The following is a 17819-nucleotide window of genomic DNA, read 5'->3' as shown; positions in this document are numbered from 1 at the left end:
GCGGGCCGTCACCCCCCAACGCCCCACGAAAGGCCCCCGCCGATGCGCCTGAACAGTTACGACGACTTCACCCCGCTGAAGGAGGTCGTCCTGGGCTCGGCGGACGGCTACCTCGACCGGGTGCGCGACATGTCGTTCGACATGTTCATCAGCGACAACCTCTCCGGAGCCCGCGGCTACTACCCCTCCATCTCCACCTGGCGCGACAGCAAGGAACGCCGCGACCGCAACAGCCCCCACCGTCTCGCGCAGAAGGAGCACTTCCTCGGCGAACTCGTCGAGGACGTCGAAGGCATCGCCGCACAACTCACCGCGCTCGGCGTCACGGTGCACCGGCCGCTGCCGCCCGCCCCGGAGGCGACCCGGGTCGCCACCCCCGCCTTCGAGGCCGCTGTCACACCCCCGCTCAACCTGCGCGACAACACCCTGATCATGGGCGACGAGATCATCGAGACCCCGCCCATGCTGCACGACCGCTACTTCGAGACCCAGTTCCTCAAACCGGTCTTCCTGGAGTATTTCCGCGGCGGCGCCCGCTGGACGGTCATGCCGCGCCCGATGATGACCGACCACTCCTTCGACCCGGCCAACGTCGCCCACGCCGCCCCGAACATCGAAGTCCCCCTCGACCCGAAGCCGTCGCCGTACGACGTCGGCCTCGAGCCGATGATCGACGGGGCCAACTGCCTGCGGCTGGGGCGCGACCTGATCGTCAACGTCTCCAACGCCAACCACGCCCTCGCCTTCGACTGGCTCCGACGCCACCTCGAAGGACGGTTCCGCGTGCACCGCATGGACCAACTGACCCAGAGCCACATCGACTCCGTCGTGGTCCCGCTGCGTCCCGGCACTCTGCTGCTGCGCGACCCGGGCGTCGTCGACTACCTGCCCGAGGCCCTGCGCGGCTGGGACGTCGTGGTCCCGCCGCCGCCCGGCACCGACGACTACCCCCAGTACGCCAACGACGACCCGATCCCGGCAAGCCCCTACATCGACCTGAACGTGCTCTCCGTCGACGAGGACACCGTCATGGTCAACGACGCCTGCAAGACCCTCATGGCCACCCTGGAGAAGCACGGCTTCACCGTCGTCCCCGTCCGCCACCGGCACCGGCGTCTGTTCGGCGGCGGCTTCCACTGCTTCACCCTCGACACGGTGCGCACCGGCGGCGCCGAGGACTACCTGGCCTGAGCATGCCGCCCCGTCCGTGTACCGGTTCATCGATCAGCAGGAGCGTCCCGATGCAGGAAACAGCACCCGACCCGGTCGCCGGGCAGCCGGCGCCGCCCGCCCGGCCGGAGGATGCCGTCGCGGCTCTCGCCCACGCGTGCGCGGCGGACGGTGCCTCGGTACGGCTCGCTGTACGCCTGAAGGTCGCCTCGGTGCTGCTGGGCATGGCCTCGCCGGTCCCCGACGCCTCCTGGCGCGACCTGGTGCGCCACGTGGGCACCGACGCGGGACGTGCGGAGGCGGAGGAGGCCTGGGCGAACGCGTCGGCGACGGCCGGTACGACCGCGGAGCGCCTCGGCCGGTACGAAACGCGCGCGCTGTACCTGATGGCGGCGGATCCCGACCAGCCGCACACCCGGCACGGACTCCTCTCGCCCGAGGAGACCGAGGCCGTCGTCGCACGCGGCGCGGGCCCCGTACGGCCGCTGCCCGGACGCCGCTTCCACGAACTCTTCGAGGAGCGCGTCCGGCAGCATCCCGACGCCGTGGCCGTCGTGCACGGGACCACCACCCGCACCTACCGCGAACTCAACGACGAGGCCAACCGGATCGCCTGGGCGCTGCTGCGGGAGGGACTGGCCCCGCAGGACGTGGTGGCCGTCGTCACCGAACGCCACGCGCAGTGGCCCGCCGCGGTGCTCGCCGTGTTCAAGGCAGGTGGCTGTTACCTGCCGCTCGAACCGGGATTCCCCGCCTCGCGCATCGCGAGGACCCTCGACCGCAGCGGGTGCCGCTGGGTGCTCGCCGACTCCGGCGTGCCGTCCCTCGACGAGGCACTGAGCGGCCGCGACACGGTGGTCTGCCGGATGAGCGTCGAGGATCTCGCCCGAGGCGACGGACCCACGCACGACCCCGGAGTGGCCGTGGCGGGTGACCACCTGGCCTACGTGTACTTCACCTCGGGGTCCACCGGCGAGCCCAAGGGCGCCATGTGCGAGCACGACGGCTTCCTCAACCACCTGTACGCCAAGATCGAGGACCTCGGAATCCAGGAGGGCGACACCGTCGGGCAGACGGCACCGCAGTGCTTCGACATCTCCCTGTGGCAGCTCGTCTCGCCCCTCCTCGTCGGCGGCCGCGTGCTGCTGGTCGAGCAGGAGGTCGTGCTCGACGTCGGCCGGTTCGTGGACCTCGTCGACCACCACGGTGTCCAGGTGCTCCAACTCGTGCCCACCTACCTCGAACTCGTGCTCGCCGAGGTCGCCCGGGACCGTGCCTTTCTCCCGTACCTGCGGGTCATGGCCGTGACCGGGGAGGCGCTCAAGAAGGAGTTGGTCCGCCGCTGGTTCGAGAGGGCCCCCGGCGTTCCCCTCGTCAACTGCTACGGCCTCACCGAGGTGAGCGACGACTCCCACCACGGCGTCATGCGCAGTGTGCCGGACCACCCCTCCGTGCCGCTCGGCGACACCATCCGCAACTGCCGCGTCTACGTCATGGACGAGCAGCTCCACCTCGTCCCCGACGGCGCCCCGGGCGAGATCGTCATCGCCGGCGTCTGCGTCGGCCGCGGCTACGTCAACGACCCCGACCGCACTGCCGCCGTCTACCGCCAGGACCCCCTGCGTCCCGCCGAACGCCTCTACCGGTCCGGCGACTTCGGCCGCAGGGTCCCGTCCGGCGAACTGGAGTACCTCGGGCGGCGCGACGACCAGGTGAAGATCAGCGGTTTCCGCATAGAGATCGGCGAGATCGAGGACCGCCTGCTCCAGGCCCCCGGCGTCCGCGACGGCGCCGTCGTCGTCGCCGGCACCGACGACGACCCCCAACTCGTCGCCTACTACACGGGCGAGGAGGCCCCCGACGGCGAAGAGACCGCACGGGTCCTCGGCACCTCCCTGCCCCACTACATGGTGCCGTCCAGGCTCCACCACCTCCGCGAACTCCCGCTGTCCGGCAACGGGAAGATCGACAAGAAGGCCCTCACCGCCCGCGCCCGCGACAGTGCGCATGCCCGGGGGAGCGGCGGTACCGGCGCGCCGAAGCTCGACACCGCCACCGAACGGCGGGTCGCGGACGTATGGGCACGGCTGCTGCGCGTGCCTAAGGAGCGCATCGGACGCGACAGCCGCTTCACCGACCTCGGCGGCACCTCGCTCTCCGCGATCCGCCTCGCCATCGAGCTCGAACGCCGGGTCACCGTCGCCGAACTTCGTGACACCCCCACGGTCGCCGACGTCGCTGCCCTGCTGGACAGCAAGTCCGCCCCCGCCCTGGCCCGCCCCGCCGAGGGTCCTGCCCCGCTGCCCGTCCTCGACGCCCGCACCGCCGACCCCGACCCCGCCGCGCGCGCCGCCGTGCACCGCGCCGCTGCCCTGGACGCCCTCGCCGCCTCTGGCGCCGTCATGCTCCGCGGCGTCGGCGCCCGCACCCCCGCCGACGTCGTACGCGTCGCCACCGCGCTCGGCATCGAACCACTGACGGAGCGGGAGGGCTTCGCGCCCCGCACCGCCCTCGCACCCGGCGTGTACTCCGGCAGCCACTGGCCCGCCGAGGATCCGATGTGCATGCACCACGAGCTGAGCCACGCCGCCACCGTCCCCGGCACCCTGCTCTTCGCGTGCCTCACCGCACCCGACAGCGGCGGCCGCACCACCGTCGCCGACTCCCAGCAGGTCCTCACCGCGCTCCCGACCGACCTCACCGCCCCCTTCGCCGAGCACGGCTGGCTGCTGCGCCGCGCCTACCACGACGTCGGGCTTTCCTGGCCCGAGGCGTTCGGCAGCACCGACCGGACGTCGGTCGACGCCTACTGCGCCGAAGCTGCCGTCGACAACACCTGGCTCCCTGACGGCCGCCTGGTCACCCGCCAGCGCCGCACCGCCGTGGTGGCCCATCCCCGCACAGGGGTGCCCGGCTGGTTCAACCAGATCGCCTTCCTCAACGGCCGCACCCTGGAACCCGCGATCCGGGAGTACCTCACCGACGTGTACGGCCCCGACGGACTGCCCTTCGACACCGCCGCGGGCGACAGCACCCCCGTCACCGACGACACGATCGAGAAGATCAACGCCGTATACGACCGGTTCACCGTGGGGGAGCCCTGGCAGGAGGGCGACGTCCTCCTCGTCGACAACATCCGCACCGCCCACGCCCGGGAACCGTACGAGGGCGACCGAGAGATCGCCGTCGTCCTCGGCGACCCGGTACAACTGCCCGGCCACGTCCTGCCGCTCGGCGACGGCGGAGCGTCGTGACGCGTCCCGGCCCCGCCGTCCGCGACGACCGGTCCGCACCCGGCGACCCGGCCGGGCCGGTCGTCCTGCCGGCGACGTACGCCCAGGAACGCGCCTGGCTGGCCTCCCGCCTGGCCCACGACCCGCCCACCTACTGCGCCGTCGACGAGTTTCCCCTGCACGCGGCCGTGACCGGGAACGACCTCGTGCACGCCCTCCACGTGGTCATGAACCGCCACGAGCCCCTGCGCACCGTCCTGCGCACCGTGGACGGACGGCTCTGCCAGGAGGTGCACCCCTGCCCGGAGCCGCAGATCGAGCTGATCGACCTGAGCGGGTACGACCACGCCGCACAGGCCGAGGAACGGTGCTCCCTGCGCGCCCGGTTGGCCCGCGGCCCGTTCGACCCGCACCGGGCACCCCAGTGGCGCGCGGCCGTCCTCGACCTGGGGGAGGGAGCCTGGTCGGTGGTGTTCGCCGCCCACCACACGGTGTACGACACCGCCTCCGGGTTCCACGTCCACGCCGAACTCACCGAACTCTGCGCCGCCGCCGAGGAAGGACGCGACCCCCGCCTGCCCCGGCTCCCTTTCGGTTACGGCGCCTACGCACGGCGCGAACGCGGGCGGACCGGAGCCGACGCGCCCGCCGACCACTGGCGGGCCCGGCTGCACGGACTGCCGCCCGTGCACACCGTGCCGCTGGACAGACCGCGCCCGTCCTCCCGCACCTTCCGAGGCGCCGAGGTACGCACCGCCCTGCCGGTCGGCACCGCCGCCGCCCTGACCGGCGTCGCCCGTCACCACGGCACCCGGCCCGTGATGCTGTTCCTCGCCGCCTGGACCGCCCTGCTCCACCACCACTCCGCCAGCGACGACGTCGCTGTGGGCCTGCCTGTCGCAGGGCGCGACGACCCCGCGACCCGCTCGATGGTCGGCACCTTCGTCAACATGCGCGTCCTGCGGACCGACCTCTCCGGCGACCCCGACGGCACCGAACTCGTCCGCCGCACCACCACCGCCGTCCGGGCCGACGAACCGTACGACATCGCCTTCCAGAGCCTCGTCGAGCTCCTCGCGGCGCCGCGCCTGCCCGGCGTACCGCCCCTCTACCAGCTGGCGTTCAACCACACACCGGACGGCGCTCTCGGCCCGCCCGTCTCCTCCTGCGAGGAGGACCTCCTTCTCGACGTCGCCGGCACCGGCGTCCGCCTCGTCTACGACGCCGCCCTCTTCGACCGTTCCACCGCCGACACCCTGCTCGCCGACTACCTCCGGCTGCTCGCCACCCTCCTGGACGCGCCCGGCACCCGCCTCTCCGCGCTGCTCTCCGGCACGCCCCCGCGGTACACCCCCCGCCCCGCGGACATTCCGCCGCCCGCGGGGACGGATCCTCGCGACGCGTTCGAAGAACGGGTGGCGGCCGTCTGGCGGACCCTGCTCGGCACCGGCGCCGTAGACGTCCACGAGGACTTCTTCACCGCAGGCGGCCACTCGCTCCAGGCCCTGCGCCTGCTCGCCCGCCTCGCCCCGGAACAGGAAAGCGGCATCACGCTGCGGACCTTCTTCGCCGACCCGACGGTGGCCGGACTCGCCACCGCCCTGAAACGCACCCTTCCCGGGAGGACAGCATGGCGGTGACCGGCCGGATCGACGGCACACCGAGCGACGTGTGGCACGAGGAGGTGCTCGCCCCGCAGTTCGCCTACGAAGCCGAACACCTGCTGCCCCACTACGTCGCCGTCGAACGAGCCCTCCTGCGCGAGTACCTGCGGATGGGACTGGTCGACACCCCCGGCGCGGCAGCCCTCGACGCCCGCCTCGGCTCGCTCGACGCCGACGCGGTACGCGCCGACCCCCGGCAGAACATGTCCGACATCTCCTTCGCGCTGGAACACCACGTCCAGTCCGGCCCCACCCCGCCGTTCGCCGCCTGGCACGTCGACCGCAGCCGCAACGACGCCCAGGTATGCGCCCAACTCATGGCCGCCCGCACCAACTTAACCGCCATCGCGGCGGACCTCCTGGAACTCGGACGGGCCGTCACCGCCCTCGCCGCCCGCCACACCGACACACCCATGCCCGGCTACACCCACGGCCAGGCCGCACAGATCATCACCCCCGGCTACCACCTCGCCGCCCTCGCCGCCGAGACCAACGCCGCACTGCGCCGCATGCTGCACACCTACGACGAGACGGACTCCTGCCCCCTGGGATCCGGTGCCATGGCCGGGCAGGAACTGCCCTGGGACCGCGCCCGACTCGCCGCCCACCTCGGCTTCGCCCGCGCCCAGCCGCACGCGCTGGTCGGCGTCGCCTCCCGCACCTGGACCACAGCCATGGCCACGGACCTCGCCGGCTACGCCGCCGTCCTGAGCCGCTTCACCACCGACCTCATGACCTGGAGCGGCAGCGGCCTCGGATTCCTCGACCTGCCCGACGACCTCGCCGGCATCTCCGCCGCCATGCCGCAGAAACGTAACTTCCCCGTACTCGAACGCATCCGCGGACGCTGCGCCCACGTCGTCGGCCGGGCCGCCGACCTCGTCGCCGGACAGCGCAACACCCCCTACAGCAACACCGTCGAGGTGTCCAAGGAGACCGGCGCCCACCTGCACACCCAAGCCGCAGCCATGCGCTCCCTGCTGCGCCTGACCCACGCCGTCGTCACCGGCGTCACCTACCACACCGACCGGATGCGCACCGCCTGCGCCGAGGACCACCTCGGAGGCTTCACCCTCGCCAACCGCCTCACCCTGGACTGCCGCATCCCCTGGCGCACCGCCCAGATCGTCGCCGGACGCTACGTCAAGCGCGCCGTCGAACAGGGGCTGCGCGCCGACCGGCCCGACGCCGACCTGCTGCGCGCCTGCGCCGCCGAGTCCGGGTACGAGGCGGAACCGGCCGCCGAACTGCTCGCCGAGTCCTTCGACGTCGACCGCGGACTGCACGCCAAGAAATCGGCGGGCTCCACCCACCCCGACCGGGTCGGGGAACTCCTCGCCGACGAGGAGCGCGAACTCGACCGGCTCGACGCCGAGTGGGCGCGCCGGACCGCGCGCCGGAACGCGGCGGCAGGGCTGCTCGACACCCCCATGACCGCGCGGAGCCCCGTATGACCGGGCCGCAGGCGGTCGCCCGCCGGGTGGCCGTGGACATCGACGAGGACGCCGGATCCGCCCCCGGCACCTTCGGGGAACTCCTCCAGGGTGTCCTGCCCGACGGCACGGCCTTCCTCGTCACCCTCCCCATCAGCCTCGGCAGCCGCGCCCGGTTCCGCTACGACCGGCACGGCCCGCTGCACGTCTACCCCGCGCACAAGACCAAGTCGCTCACGCTGGCGCGGGCCATGCTCGACACGCACGGAGCCGGCGGAGGAGGGACCCTCCTCCTGGACAGCGACCTGCTCGTCGGCAAGGGCCTCGCCAGCTCCTCCGCCGACCTTGTCGCGACGGCCCGCAGTGTCGGCGCCGTACTCGGCCTCGACACCTCGCCGGCCGCCGTCGAGGACTGGCTGCGCCCCGTCGAACCCACTGACGGGGTCATGCACTCGGGCGTCGTCGTCTTCGAACACCGGGCCGTTCGGCTCCGCGCGCGCCTCGGTGTGCTGCCGCCCGTCACCGTCGTCGCCGTCGACGAGGGCGGACATCTCGACACCGTTGCCCACAACCGGCGCCCCTGGCACGTTCCTTCCGCGCTGGGGCACGAATACGCGCGGCTCGTCGGCGAGCTCGCCGACGCCGTCCGCGCCGCGGACCTGCGCGCCGTCGGCGCCGTCACCACACGCAGCGCGGTACTCAACCAGCGCCGGCTGCCCAAGCGCAATCTCGACGCCATGACCAGCATCGCCGAACGCCTGGGCGCGCCCGGCGTGGTCTGCACGCACAGCGGCACCATGCTCGGCCTCCTGCTGGACGCCACGGACGAAGGGCACCAGGAGAGGCTCGAAGCGGCGCGCTCCGCCTGCGCCGCGCTCCCCGGAACCCTCTCCGTCTACCGGTCGGCCGCCGCGGACCGGTAGACGGAGAGGGGGGACCGGACCGGTCACACCGGAGCGGACTCCGCGCTCTTCGTCCAGTGCATGCCGTCCTGGGAGACGACAAGACCGTCCTTGACGGCTGGAGCGTCGTCGGCCGGCTCGCCGAAGGCGGCCTGCATCTGGATGCGGTGTCCCTCCCAGTGGACGTCGCGTGACTGCTGGCGCAGGTCCTTCTTGCGCTGGTCCCGGTAGGAGCTGGAGGTCAGCGCCGTGTCGTCCGAGGCGCCGCCGCCGACCAGACCGACGAATGCCCCGGCACCGGGCGCGGGGTCGTGGGTGACGCGCCGGGCATCGCTGAAGTACTGCTGCTCGTCGCGGGTGACGTCGTAGAAGCTGACGAGGAAGTCGTGGAAGGTCTGGTACTCCGCGCGGTACCTGGCCTCGTACTCTCCAAAGCACTCCTCCTCTTCCAGTTCGCCACGGAGCACGGTGTTGATCGAACGCGCGGCCAGCAGCGCGCTGAAGGTGGCCATGTGCACGCCCGAGGAGAACAGGGGGTCGATGAAGCCCACCGAGTCGCCCACCAGCGTCATGCCCGGGCGCCAGAAGGTCTCGTGCAGGTACGAGTAGTCCTTGCGCACGCGGACCTCGCCGTAGGGCCCCTCGGTCACGCGCTCGGCCTCGGACAGGTAGTCGGCGACGAGAGGACAGTCGGCGATCATCGCGGCCAGCGCCTCGCCGCCATCGCCCCGGACCCGGTCCGCGCACTCCTTGCGCACCACCGCGCCCACCGAGGTGAGCGTCTCGGTCAGCGGGATGTACCAGAACCATCCCGACTCGAAGGCGACGCACGTGATGTTGCCCTTGTTCGGCCCGGGGGACCGCTTGCCGCCCTCGAAGTAGCCGTAGAGCGCGATGTTCTGGAAGAAATCCGAGTAGCGTCGCTGGCCGCCGATGCGCCCCTGCAGCCGGCTCTGGTTGCCGGAGGCGTCGACGACGAACAGGGCGCGCGTCTCACGTTCGACGCCGTCCTCGCCCTGGTAACGGACCCCGGACACCCGGCCGTCGTCTTCTAGGACGTCGCGGACCGCGCAGCGCTCACGGACCACGACGCCCTTGCGCCGGGCGTTGTCGAGGAGCAACTGGTCGAACTTCATGCGCTCGACCTGGTAGGCGAACGAGGTGGGGCCCGCGAACTTCTCGGAGAGCGCGAAGTCGAAGGACCACGGTTCGGTGTTGGAGCCCCAACGGAACGTGCCGCCACGCTTCTTCGTGAACCCGGCACTGTGCAGCTCATCGGAGACACCGAGGAGGGCGCATATCCCGTGCACCGTGGACGGCAGCAGGGACTCGCCGATCTGGTGCCGGGGGAAACTCTCCTTCTCCAGAAGCAGGACCCGGTGGCCCTGCATGGCCACGAACGTCGCGGCCGACGACCCGGCGGGGCCGCCTCCGACGACGATCACATCGAACGACTCTGCCGATTCCGAATCGCCGGTACTGCTCATAGGGGGGCCTTCCGACCGAGGGGAACCGGCCGACGTGAACGGCCGGCGGCGACCACTACGAGGTCGTCCGCACGGAAGCCTCGCGGGCCGTCACCGGTGGAGCATCGGTGTGAGCCACCGTTACGCGGGGCGCCCCGCGCTCACACCATCGGCGAGAAGAAGTACGTGTTGCGGACCTCGAAGAGCAGGTCGTCGTCCAGCCGGAAGAAGTCGGCGAACCTGAGATCCACCTCGCTGCCGTCCTTCAGCGTTCCGCGGAACCCGCCCTCGACAGCGGCGTCGTGAGGGCCGACCACGAGCTTGACCACCGTGTGACTCCCGCTGTCGATGACCCGCTGACCTCTGTAGAAGGCGTCGAGCTCCTCCCGGCCGACGATGGGGTCGTAACCCGGCCGCTCGTACACCGCACGCTCGGCGAAGAGCCCGACGACTCCCTGTACGTCTCCGTCGTCCACCAACGCGTAGTAGCGGTGGACCCGTTCGGCGATCTGCTCCACCTCGAAAGCGGTCATGCCGTTTCCTTCCGGTCGAAGGCGCTCAGCGCTCCGTGCGACGGGGAGCCGAACCGGCGCCTGGGGTGGGGGAGAGCGGGGTCCCGACTCCTGTGCGGGGGCGGACCCGGAGGGCAGCAGGCGAACGGCCTGGCTCCGCGACTCCTGGAAAAGTAGACACCGTTCGCTGCGTTCGGGCAGTCCGGCGGGCAGGAAGTTACGGTCCGTGACGGCGGGCGTTCACACCGGCGTCGGCCCTCAGGCCTTCGTCTCGCTCGTCGGCCCTCAGGCCCTCGTCTCGCTGCGGGCGGCGGTCTGCAGCCGACTCAGCGCGCTCCTCAACTCCTTGCGCCCCGACAGGCCGAGCTTGCGATAGACGGAGGTGAGGTGTAGCTCCACCGTGCGGCGCGTCACGAAGAGCACCTCCGCGATCTGCAGGTTGGTCCGCCCCGTCGCCGCCAGCCGCGCCACCTGCTTCTCGCTGCGGGTGAGTTCGCCCGACCTGCGGGACGCCGCGCTCCTGGGCCGCGCCCCCGCGCTGAGCAGAAGACCGTGCGCCTCGTCGTGGAGACTGCGGGCCCCGAGCGCGTGGGACTCCTCCCACCCCCGGCGCAGCACCGTCCGGGCCTGGTTCGTATGCCCGGCCCGCAGCAGTGCACGACCGCGGGCCACACGGGTCCGCGCCAGCGACAGCGCGGCGCCGCTGCGAGCCAGCACGCTCTCCGCGTCCGCGAACAACTGCAGCCGCCCCTGCTCGTCGCCCGCGGAGGCCAGCAACTCCAGTGCCGTGCCCAGGGCGACGGGGAAGTCGGCGGCGTGTGCCAGATCCACAGCCCTGGTGGCGAGACGCCGGGCCTCGGCACGGTCGCCGACCGCCAGGTGGGCGTGTCCGGCCCAGTACCACCATGGGGAAGCGGCCGGGTTCGTCCGCTGCCACAGGTCCTGTCGGCGGCCGCACTCCGTAAGATCCGCCACTGCGGCCCAGGGATCGTCCTGGACCAGCCGAAGGCGCCCGCGGGCACCAAGGAACTCGCTCCACTGCCAGGCGTCGTCGACCGTGTCCGGCGGCACCGTGCCGGCCAGGGCGTCGGCCGCCGCTACGTCACCCCGGTCGAGCAGCGCGTGCAGCCGGATCGCCAGCGCCAGCGCCTGGTGGTGGGTGACCTGCGCGCCGGGCGTCGACTCCAGGGCTTCGGCCGTGGATCGGAGCGCGCGGTCGAGTCGCCCCAGCCGCTGGGCGGCCTCACCGTCGAGGGCGAGCAGCCCGGCGCGCAGTCGGTCGGGCACGGTGTCGGCGCCTTCCAGAAGCTGCTGGTAGATGTGGGCGCCGTCGGCGGGCCGGTCCGCGTACGTCAGCGTGGCGGCCGCAGCGGCCAGGGTGAGGGCGGAGTCGGTGAGGGGAGTGGCGGCCTGCACCACCCGGTTCGCCGCGGCCAGGGCCTGCGGAAGGTGCTCCGTCCGGTTCATCGCGATGAAGGCACGGCCCGCGAGGAGGGCTCGCTCCTCCGGGGTCGCGCCGGGCAGGTCCAGGCGCGGGGAGGCCGTTTCGAGGAGGCTCGTGCAGGCGTCGAGGTTGTCGGTCGCGGCTATGAGCATGTCCGCCTCCAGCAGTTGGAGACGCGCCCGTCCGGAGGGCGAACCGGTGTCCTGCATCGCCAGCAGCTCTGCCGCGCGTCCCATCCGGCCCGTGCGGGTCAAGGCGCCGACGAGTGTGCTGAGCGCCGTCAGACGCAGGTCGGGATCGGTCGGGCGGTCCAGTACGGACGTCAGGTGACCGATACAGGCTTGCGCGTCCACCCGGCCCTCGGCGACGCCCAGTTCCATCACCAGGGTCGGGTCGCAGGTGTCCTCGTGGCCGTGCGGGACACAGGACCTCAGTAGTTCCACCGCGCGGTCCGCCGCCCCCTGGAGCATCGCCGTGCGGGCCTCCTCCCGCAGTACGGTCCGCGCCCACGGCTCTCGTGTTGCGGCCGGGGACTCGAGCAGGTGCTCGGCGATGCCGGCGGCCGGTGCTCCGCTGTCGTGCAACAGCCGGGCGGCGCGGCCGTGCAGGTCCGCGCGGATCCGGGGTGGGGTGCCCGTCAGGACCGCGTTCCGGACGGCGCGGTGCGCGAGGGACCAGGCGTCCGCGGCGGACGCCTGTGCCAGCCCGACCGCCTCCAGCCGGCGAAGGGAACGGGTGAACGCGGTCGTCTCCACCTGCGCCAGACCGGCCCCGGTCGTGGTCGGTGTCCGCTCGCCCAGAACGGCCACGGCCCGCGCGGCACGTACGGAGACGGGGGACTGCCCGTGCAGGAGACGTCTCACCCGCCGACCGAACACCGGGATGTCGCCTTCGCTCGCGGCCGCCAGTCCTGCGCTCGTCAGCGGCCGGCCCAGCCTGCGCAACCCGGCGACCAGCCCCGTCACCAATGCGGGGTTGCCGCCGGTCGCAGCCAGGCAGTCCGCCCGGAACCCGGCCTCGACGGCGCTCCCCGTCAGCCGGCCCACGACTGTACCTATGCCAGGCTCGGTCAAGGGCCGGGGCCTGACGGCCTCGAGCATCGAGCGGGTCACCCATTCCATGGGCGCGGCCGGCTCCTCGCTGTCACGCCAGCCGAGGGCCAGCAGGACCGGCAGATCGTGCCGGGTGCGCAGGAGACGCACGAGCGCCCGGATCGACTCGAGGTCGGCCCGGTCGGCGTCGTCGATCGACAGAAGCGTGGGACGCGTCGCCGTAGCGGAACCCACCACTTGCCGATACGACAGGAGCGGACCGTGCAGGGTCGGCGCGGCGACGTCGGGCCAGGAGAACGGAACACGTGCCTGCCCGGCCGTGGCCCGGGACCAGCCTGCCCCCTCGAATGCGTGACCGCCGACGGCCGTGGGGTCCGACGGGGCCCCCGGAGCGCCGAAGCGGAGTATCCGTTTACCGGCCCCCGCCATCTCCACGACGCGCAGGCCACGTCGCTGTGCCGTTTGGGCCAGGGCCCGCAGGAGGGCCGTCTTGCCGATGCCGCCCGGCCCCTTGATCATGACGAGACCGGAGCGCCCCGCGGCGGTCCGCCGGACGAGGTCGCGCAGGACCGCCGTCTCACGCTCGCGTTCGACTAGCCGCGGCAAGTCCTGCCCGGCCGCCGGCTCTTGGTCGTGGGCGCCCGACGTAGCGATACCGACCGCCTCCCTGGGGCGTGCTCCCGGCCCCGATCGCACCACCAAAAAGCATTTTCGACCTTAGGAAGCGGAATCCTGTGCGGTCAAGCAAACCTCTGTTCGGTGCGAGGGCGTTGTGGTCCGGGGTTCGGTGTGCCGGTCATTTCGTCTCGATGCTCGACGGCAGGGCATCACGCCCGCTGATGTCCAGCTTGCGGTACGCGTTGGTCAGGTTCCGCTCGATCATCCGCTTCGACACCTGGAGCCGCTGCGCGATGTCCGCGTTGCGCAGACCTGACGCCGCAAGGCGGGCGACCCGTACCTCGGACGGGGTGAGCTCGGACCGCTGCTCCTGGGCGGCGGGGAGCCGGCCGATCTGCGCCTCGATCTGCTGAGTCAGGCGCTCCGCACCGCAGTCGACGGACAACGCTCGGGCCCGTTCCAGGGCTTTATCGGCCCGCAGTCCGTCGACGCCCTCCCGGCTGCCGTACGCGTAGAGCGCCCGGCACAGCTCGTCGAGATTCGTGGATCCCTCCAGTACGGACACCGCCTCCGCCAACAGCTCCGTTCCCCGGCGGCCGGGCGTGACGCGCCCGAGCGCCACCAATGCCCGCCCCTCCACGGACGGCGCCCCCCACTTTCGGGCCTGTTCCACCTCACGTCGTCCCACGGCCAGCGCCCGGTCCTGATCCCCGAGCCGGTGGTGCATCAGGGCGGCGCGGGACGACCACGGCAGCACGGCCGGATTCGACCAGCCGATCCGCTCCAGCCGCTCGCCCGCCGTACGGAAGTGGTGGAGGGCGATGAGGTCCTGCCGGCGGCGGGCAGCGAGCAGGCCGCGCGCCATGTGCAGGAGGGCGGCGTGGTACTGGTCCTGGTGGTGGGGCAGGTCGCCGGTGAGATACTCCTCGGCCAGCTCGGGCTCTCCGCTGTGCAGGGTGACGATGGCCAGGACGGCGGAGCGGATGGCCGAAAGGGCATTGGCCTCGGGGTCCACCACGGCATCGGTCCGTACGATCGTCTGCCTGGCCTCGGCGATCCGGCCGTGGGAGAGGGCCACCACGGTGCGCTCGGCCCGCAGCACCGCCGCCTCCGCGTCCGTACCCCGGTGGTCGACGAGTCGGCCGACCGCGTCCAGCCAGGGGACGGTCTCCTCGGTGTGCTCCGCGGCGGCCAGGGCGTTCACCGCCAGCGGCAGCGGGGTGTGGGCGTGTCGCGGATCCGGCGGTTCCAGGGCCAGCAGGGGCGCCCCGAGGTCTGCCACGCGCTTCGCCGGTGCGGTGTTGGTGACGAACGCGATGTGGATCAGCGCGGCGAGCAGTTCCCGTTCCCCCACCGTCCCCACGGGCGGCCGGGGGCCCAGCTCTTCGAGCCTGCGCAGAGCGGACGGGTGGATCGCGGGGTCCTGGTCGCCCAGGACGTAGTGGCGGGCCTCCAGGCGCAGCGCGAGCTCGGCCGCGGCGGCATCGGCCGAGCCCAGGGCTCGCAGCTCCGCGGCCAGGTCATGGGTCAGGACGGCGATACCGGACTCCGACGGCTGGTAGAGCAGCGGGCCCAGCTGGACCGCGGCGGCGGCACGGTCCAGGGGGGAGTCGAACAACGGCAGCGCCTCGACCACGTGCCGCAGCGCGGCGCGCGTCGCGAATCCTCGTTCCGCCGTGGCCAGATCGGTCAGTATCCGGGCTCGGAGAAGTCCCGTGCACGAGTCGTCCAGCAGGGCCTTGCGCAGATAACGGGCCGCGTCGCGCGAAGCCCCCCGCGCCAGCGCGCTGTCGGCCGCGGCACGCAGAATCCTCACGGCCTGGGGATCTTGCAGGGTGTGCACCGACATGAGGTGCCCGGCCGCTGCCTCCACCGAGTGCCCCGCCCGGTGCAGCAGCACCGCGGCGCGGTTGCGCATGACGGTGAGCTCGTCCGCCGGGATGCCGTCCGCCAGTGCGTCCCACAGCAGCGTGCCGTGTTCCCCGGCCCCCGGCCGGCCCAGGTCCCAGAGGTCCAGTGCGCCGACCGCCTTTGCGTACCCGGGCGCGTCCAGGCCCGCCAGCTGTGCCACGACCTGCTGGTGCGCGTCGCCGCCCAGGACGCACAGCGCGTGCACGACGCGGCGGACCGGGTCGGGCTGGGGACGCAGGAACGCCGACAGGTACTGGCAGAGAACGTCCGAGCGGAGCGTACGCGCGAGTTCGGCGTGCTCGGCCCGGGGTCTCAGACCGCGGGAGTACGCCTCGTCCAACAGGGACCGCAGCAGCAGCGGACTGCCGGCGGAACGCACCTGCACGGCCGCCACGAACTCCGCGTCCGCGGCACCGCCCAACGCCGCGTCGACCCACCGGCGCACGGACTCGGGGCCGAGAGCACCCAGCCGGATCCTGTGGTCCGCCGCGTCCACCAGCCTGTGCAGGACGGAGCCCGTACCCGGCACGACACCGGACGGCAGTGAGAGGGCGAACACCATACGGCGGCCATGTCGGCCGGCCAGGCACTTCGAGAGCTCCGTCAGCGACTCCGCGTCGGACCATTGCAGGTCATCGACGACGACGAGCACCGGGTCGTCGATGGGCAGACCCTCCAGGACGGACGCCGACGGCACCCGTCCACCGGCCGGTCCGGGGTGCGAGTCGCCGCAGGCCCCTCGCCCCTCGCCGGACTCCGCCGCGTGGTCGCAGCCCGTGGACCCCATCAACTGGTCCACCACACCACCCGCCAGCCATCGATCCGAGCGGGACGCCTGGGCCCGGAGCACCAAGAACCGCTCGTCCCACGCCCGCTGCGAGAGGGCCTCCAGGAACGATGATCTGCCCGTGCCGAGCGGCCCCTCGACCAGGAGCAGAGATCCGTGTCCTGCCGCGGCCCGTCGCAGACAGGCAGCTGCCAGCGTCAGTTCGGCCTCGCGTTCCAGTAGCACCAGTGCGGTCCTGTTCCCGTGCGACCCTCGGCGGCCGTCGCCGTACGTATTCCTACCCAGCTTCGGGCTGCCGAGCGCCGGGACATCACCCGGCCCGCCACCGGCCCGGATTCCAGTAGGCACTAGTCGGACAGAGGGCTCGCGTACCGGGCCGGTCCACTACGTGGCCAGGACGCAACGGGTGAAGATGTCCGTCAGCTCCCGCGCCTGGCGGCCCAGGTCGGTCACGGCGAACAACTCGTGATGGCGGACCATGTTGTCGAGGGCGCCCTGCACCGCCAGCGCCAGCACCGGCGGGTCCGGAATGCGGAACTCGCCCGCACGGCAGCCCTCTTCGAGCAGCGCGACCAGGGGCTCCACCGACAGGGCGCTGCGCGCGACGTCGTCCAGTCCCAGGGCCGGCTGTTCGCGGACGAGTTCGGCGATCTCGGTGAGCGCCCGGGCGTGCGCCGGATGCGTGGCCATGAACTCGAAGTGAGAGGAGATGTAGGCGCCCAGTCTCCCGCGATACGTCGTCTCCTGCGCGAGCCGGCTGGTCCGCAGCGTTCCCGCCTTCTCCAGGATGGTCCGCGTGACTTCTCGCAATAGTTGAGGTTTTCCCGCGAAATGGTAGGAGATCAGACCGGTGCTGCTCAGATGGGCATGTCTGCAGATCGCCGTGAACGACGTCTTCGTGTAGCCGTTCTCGGCCAGCGTCTCGATCGTCGCCTCGACGATCTGTGTCCTCCGTGCGTCCTGGGTGAAGGTGCGGCCGTGTACGGGGCGGGACGGCAGTTCCCTATACATCGTGTCCTCAGGTTGGTGGTAACAGGCGCATGTTCTCTTCCAGGTCGTGCACGGCGACCGGCCTGTCCGCGGACGGCGGCACCGGGGGACGGCGGTGCGGTGGGGGAGGGGGAACGCGGACTTCGCCCGGTGGCCGAATCCGCTCCTCCCAGGAGCTGAACAGGGGTGTCGCGTCGCTGTACGTACCCAACTCGTGTCCGGCAGTCCCCACGGGGGTGAACTCCCGGAACGCAGAACCCAGTCCTAGCAGGGGTGTTGAGCGTCGGCGGCCCCTGAGTCGCCGTAACGGTGGATCCCACCGAGGACCGGCCCGACGCGCGCCGTGAGGATGGCGGCGCTGCGGTGGACCGGCCATCGCGCGACGACATGGGAAAGGGCGGTGGGACAGGTGAACCCGTTCGACGACCCGGACGCCACCTTCCAGGTCCTCGTCAACGACGAGGGACAGCACTCGTTGTGGCCCGCGTTCGTGGAGGTCCCCGACGGCTGGTGGGTCGCGCACGACGAGGACAGCCGCGAGGCGTGCATGAACTACATCGAGAAGAACTGGACCGACCTTCGGCCCAGGAGCCTGATCGAGGCCATGGAAGGCTGACCGCGGCACACCCCCGAGGAG

11 protein-coding genes are annotated in these 17819 nt (G+C 72.1%); 6 read left to right on the top strand and 5 right to left on the bottom strand.

The window, feature by feature from the left end; all coding sequences use genetic code 11:
* Positions 1–42: 42 nt before the first annotated feature.
* The 5 genes from ACWFRJ_RS42690 to ACWFRJ_RS42670 are packed head-to-tail and all read left to right on the top strand — an operon-like array spanning position 43 to position 8423.
* Positions 43–1191 (top strand): glycine amidinotransferase, encoded by a 1149-nt coding sequence (locus tag ACWFRJ_RS42690; protein WP_453544137.1) that lies wholly within the window; start codon positions 43–45, stop codon positions 1189–1191.
* 50 nt (positions 1192–1241) lie between these two features.
* On the top strand, positions 1242–4424 hold the full coding sequence (locus ACWFRJ_RS42685) for a non-ribosomal peptide synthetase (RefSeq protein WP_453544135.1): 3183 nt from the start codon (positions 1242–1244) through the stop codon (positions 4422–4424).
* Positions 4421–6043, top strand: coding sequence for a condensation domain-containing protein (locus ACWFRJ_RS42680; protein ID WP_453544133.1), 1623 nt, complete (start codon positions 4421–4423; stop codon positions 6041–6043). Before ACWFRJ_RS42685 ends, ACWFRJ_RS42680 begins: the two co-directional genes overlap by 4 nt.
* Positions 6034–7521: a lyase family protein gene (locus ACWFRJ_RS42675; protein WP_453544131.1), complete on the top strand. Its 1488-nt coding sequence runs from the start codon at positions 6034–6036 to the stop codon at positions 7519–7521. The genes ACWFRJ_RS42680 and ACWFRJ_RS42675 overlap by 10 nt, the downstream gene beginning before the upstream one ends.
* Positions 7518–8423: a GHMP family kinase ATP-binding protein gene (locus tag ACWFRJ_RS42670; RefSeq protein WP_453544129.1), complete on the top strand. Its 906-nt coding sequence runs from the start codon at positions 7518–7520 to the stop codon at positions 8421–8423. The genes ACWFRJ_RS42675 and ACWFRJ_RS42670 overlap by 4 nt, the downstream gene beginning before the upstream one ends.
* A gap of 23 nt (positions 8424–8446) precedes the next feature.
* Here ACWFRJ_RS42670 and ACWFRJ_RS42665 read toward each other — a convergent pair whose 3' ends face one another.
* From ACWFRJ_RS42665 to ACWFRJ_RS42645, 5 genes are all read right to left on the bottom strand, one after another.
* Positions 8447–9889 (bottom strand): tryptophan 7-halogenase, encoded by a 1443-nt coding sequence (locus ACWFRJ_RS42665; protein WP_453544127.1) that lies wholly within the window; start codon positions 9887–9889, stop codon positions 8447–8449.
* A 140-nt stretch (positions 9890–10029) separates the two neighbouring features.
* The gene (locus ACWFRJ_RS42660; protein WP_453544125.1) at positions 10030–10401 is read right to left on the bottom strand and encodes a nuclear transport factor 2 family protein; all 372 of its coding nucleotides are present in this window, start codon (positions 10399–10401) and stop codon (positions 10030–10032) included.
* A 264-nt stretch (positions 10402–10665) separates the two neighbouring features.
* Positions 10666–13482, bottom strand: a complete 2817-nt coding sequence (locus ACWFRJ_RS42655) for an AAA family ATPase (RefSeq protein WP_453544123.1) — start codon at positions 13480–13482, stop codon at positions 10666–10668.
* 190 nt (positions 13483–13672) lie between these two features.
* Positions 13673–16417, bottom strand: a complete 2745-nt coding sequence (locus tag ACWFRJ_RS42650; RefSeq protein WP_453544121.1) for an AAA family ATPase — start codon at positions 16415–16417, stop codon at positions 13673–13675.
* A gap of 159 nt (positions 16418–16576) precedes the next feature.
* Positions 16577–17203, bottom strand: a complete 627-nt coding sequence (locus ACWFRJ_RS42645) for a TetR/AcrR family transcriptional regulator (RefSeq protein WP_453544119.1) — start codon at positions 17201–17203, stop codon at positions 16577–16579.
* 388 nt (positions 17204–17591) lie between these two features.
* Between ACWFRJ_RS42645 and ACWFRJ_RS42640 the strand changes: the two genes are divergently transcribed.
* A complete protein-coding gene (locus ACWFRJ_RS42640) occupies positions 17592–17798 on the top strand; it encodes an MbtH family protein (RefSeq protein WP_453544169.1) in 207 nt (68 codons plus the stop codon).
* The last annotated feature ends 21 nt before the right edge of the window (positions 17799–17819 follow it).

Source organism: Streptomyces sp. NPDC055239, assembly GCF_053606205.1.
This window is presented reverse-complemented; position numbering and strand designations above follow the sequence as displayed.

What these genes read in the sequence shown, in the direction of transcription:
- ACWFRJ_RS42685 (WP_453544135.1), top strand. Translation starts at nt 1,242, where the DNA reads ATGCAGGAAACAGCACCCGACCCGGTCGCCGGGCAGCCGGCGCCGCCC.
- ACWFRJ_RS42690 (WP_453544137.1), top strand. Translation starts at nt 43, where the DNA reads ATGCGCCTGAACAGTTACGACGACTTCACCCCGCTGAAGGAGGTCGTC.
- ACWFRJ_RS42670 (WP_453544129.1), top strand. Translation starts at nt 7,518, where the DNA reads ATGACCGGGCCGCAGGCGGTCGCCCGCCGGGTGGCCGTGGACATCGAC.
- ACWFRJ_RS42645 (WP_453544119.1), bottom strand. Translation starts at nt 17,203, where the DNA reads ATGTATAGGGAACTGCCGTCCCGCCCCGTACACGGCCGCACCTTCACC.
- ACWFRJ_RS42675 (WP_453544131.1), top strand. Translation starts at nt 6,034, where the DNA reads ATGGCGGTGACCGGCCGGATCGACGGCACACCGAGCGACGTGTGGCAC.
- ACWFRJ_RS42665 (WP_453544127.1), bottom strand. Translation starts at nt 9,889, where the DNA reads ATGAGCAGTACCGGCGATTCGGAATCGGCAGAGTCGTTCGATGTGATC.
- ACWFRJ_RS42660 (WP_453544125.1), bottom strand. Translation starts at nt 10,401, where the DNA reads ATGACCGCTTTCGAGGTGGAGCAGATCGCCGAACGGGTCCACCGCTAC.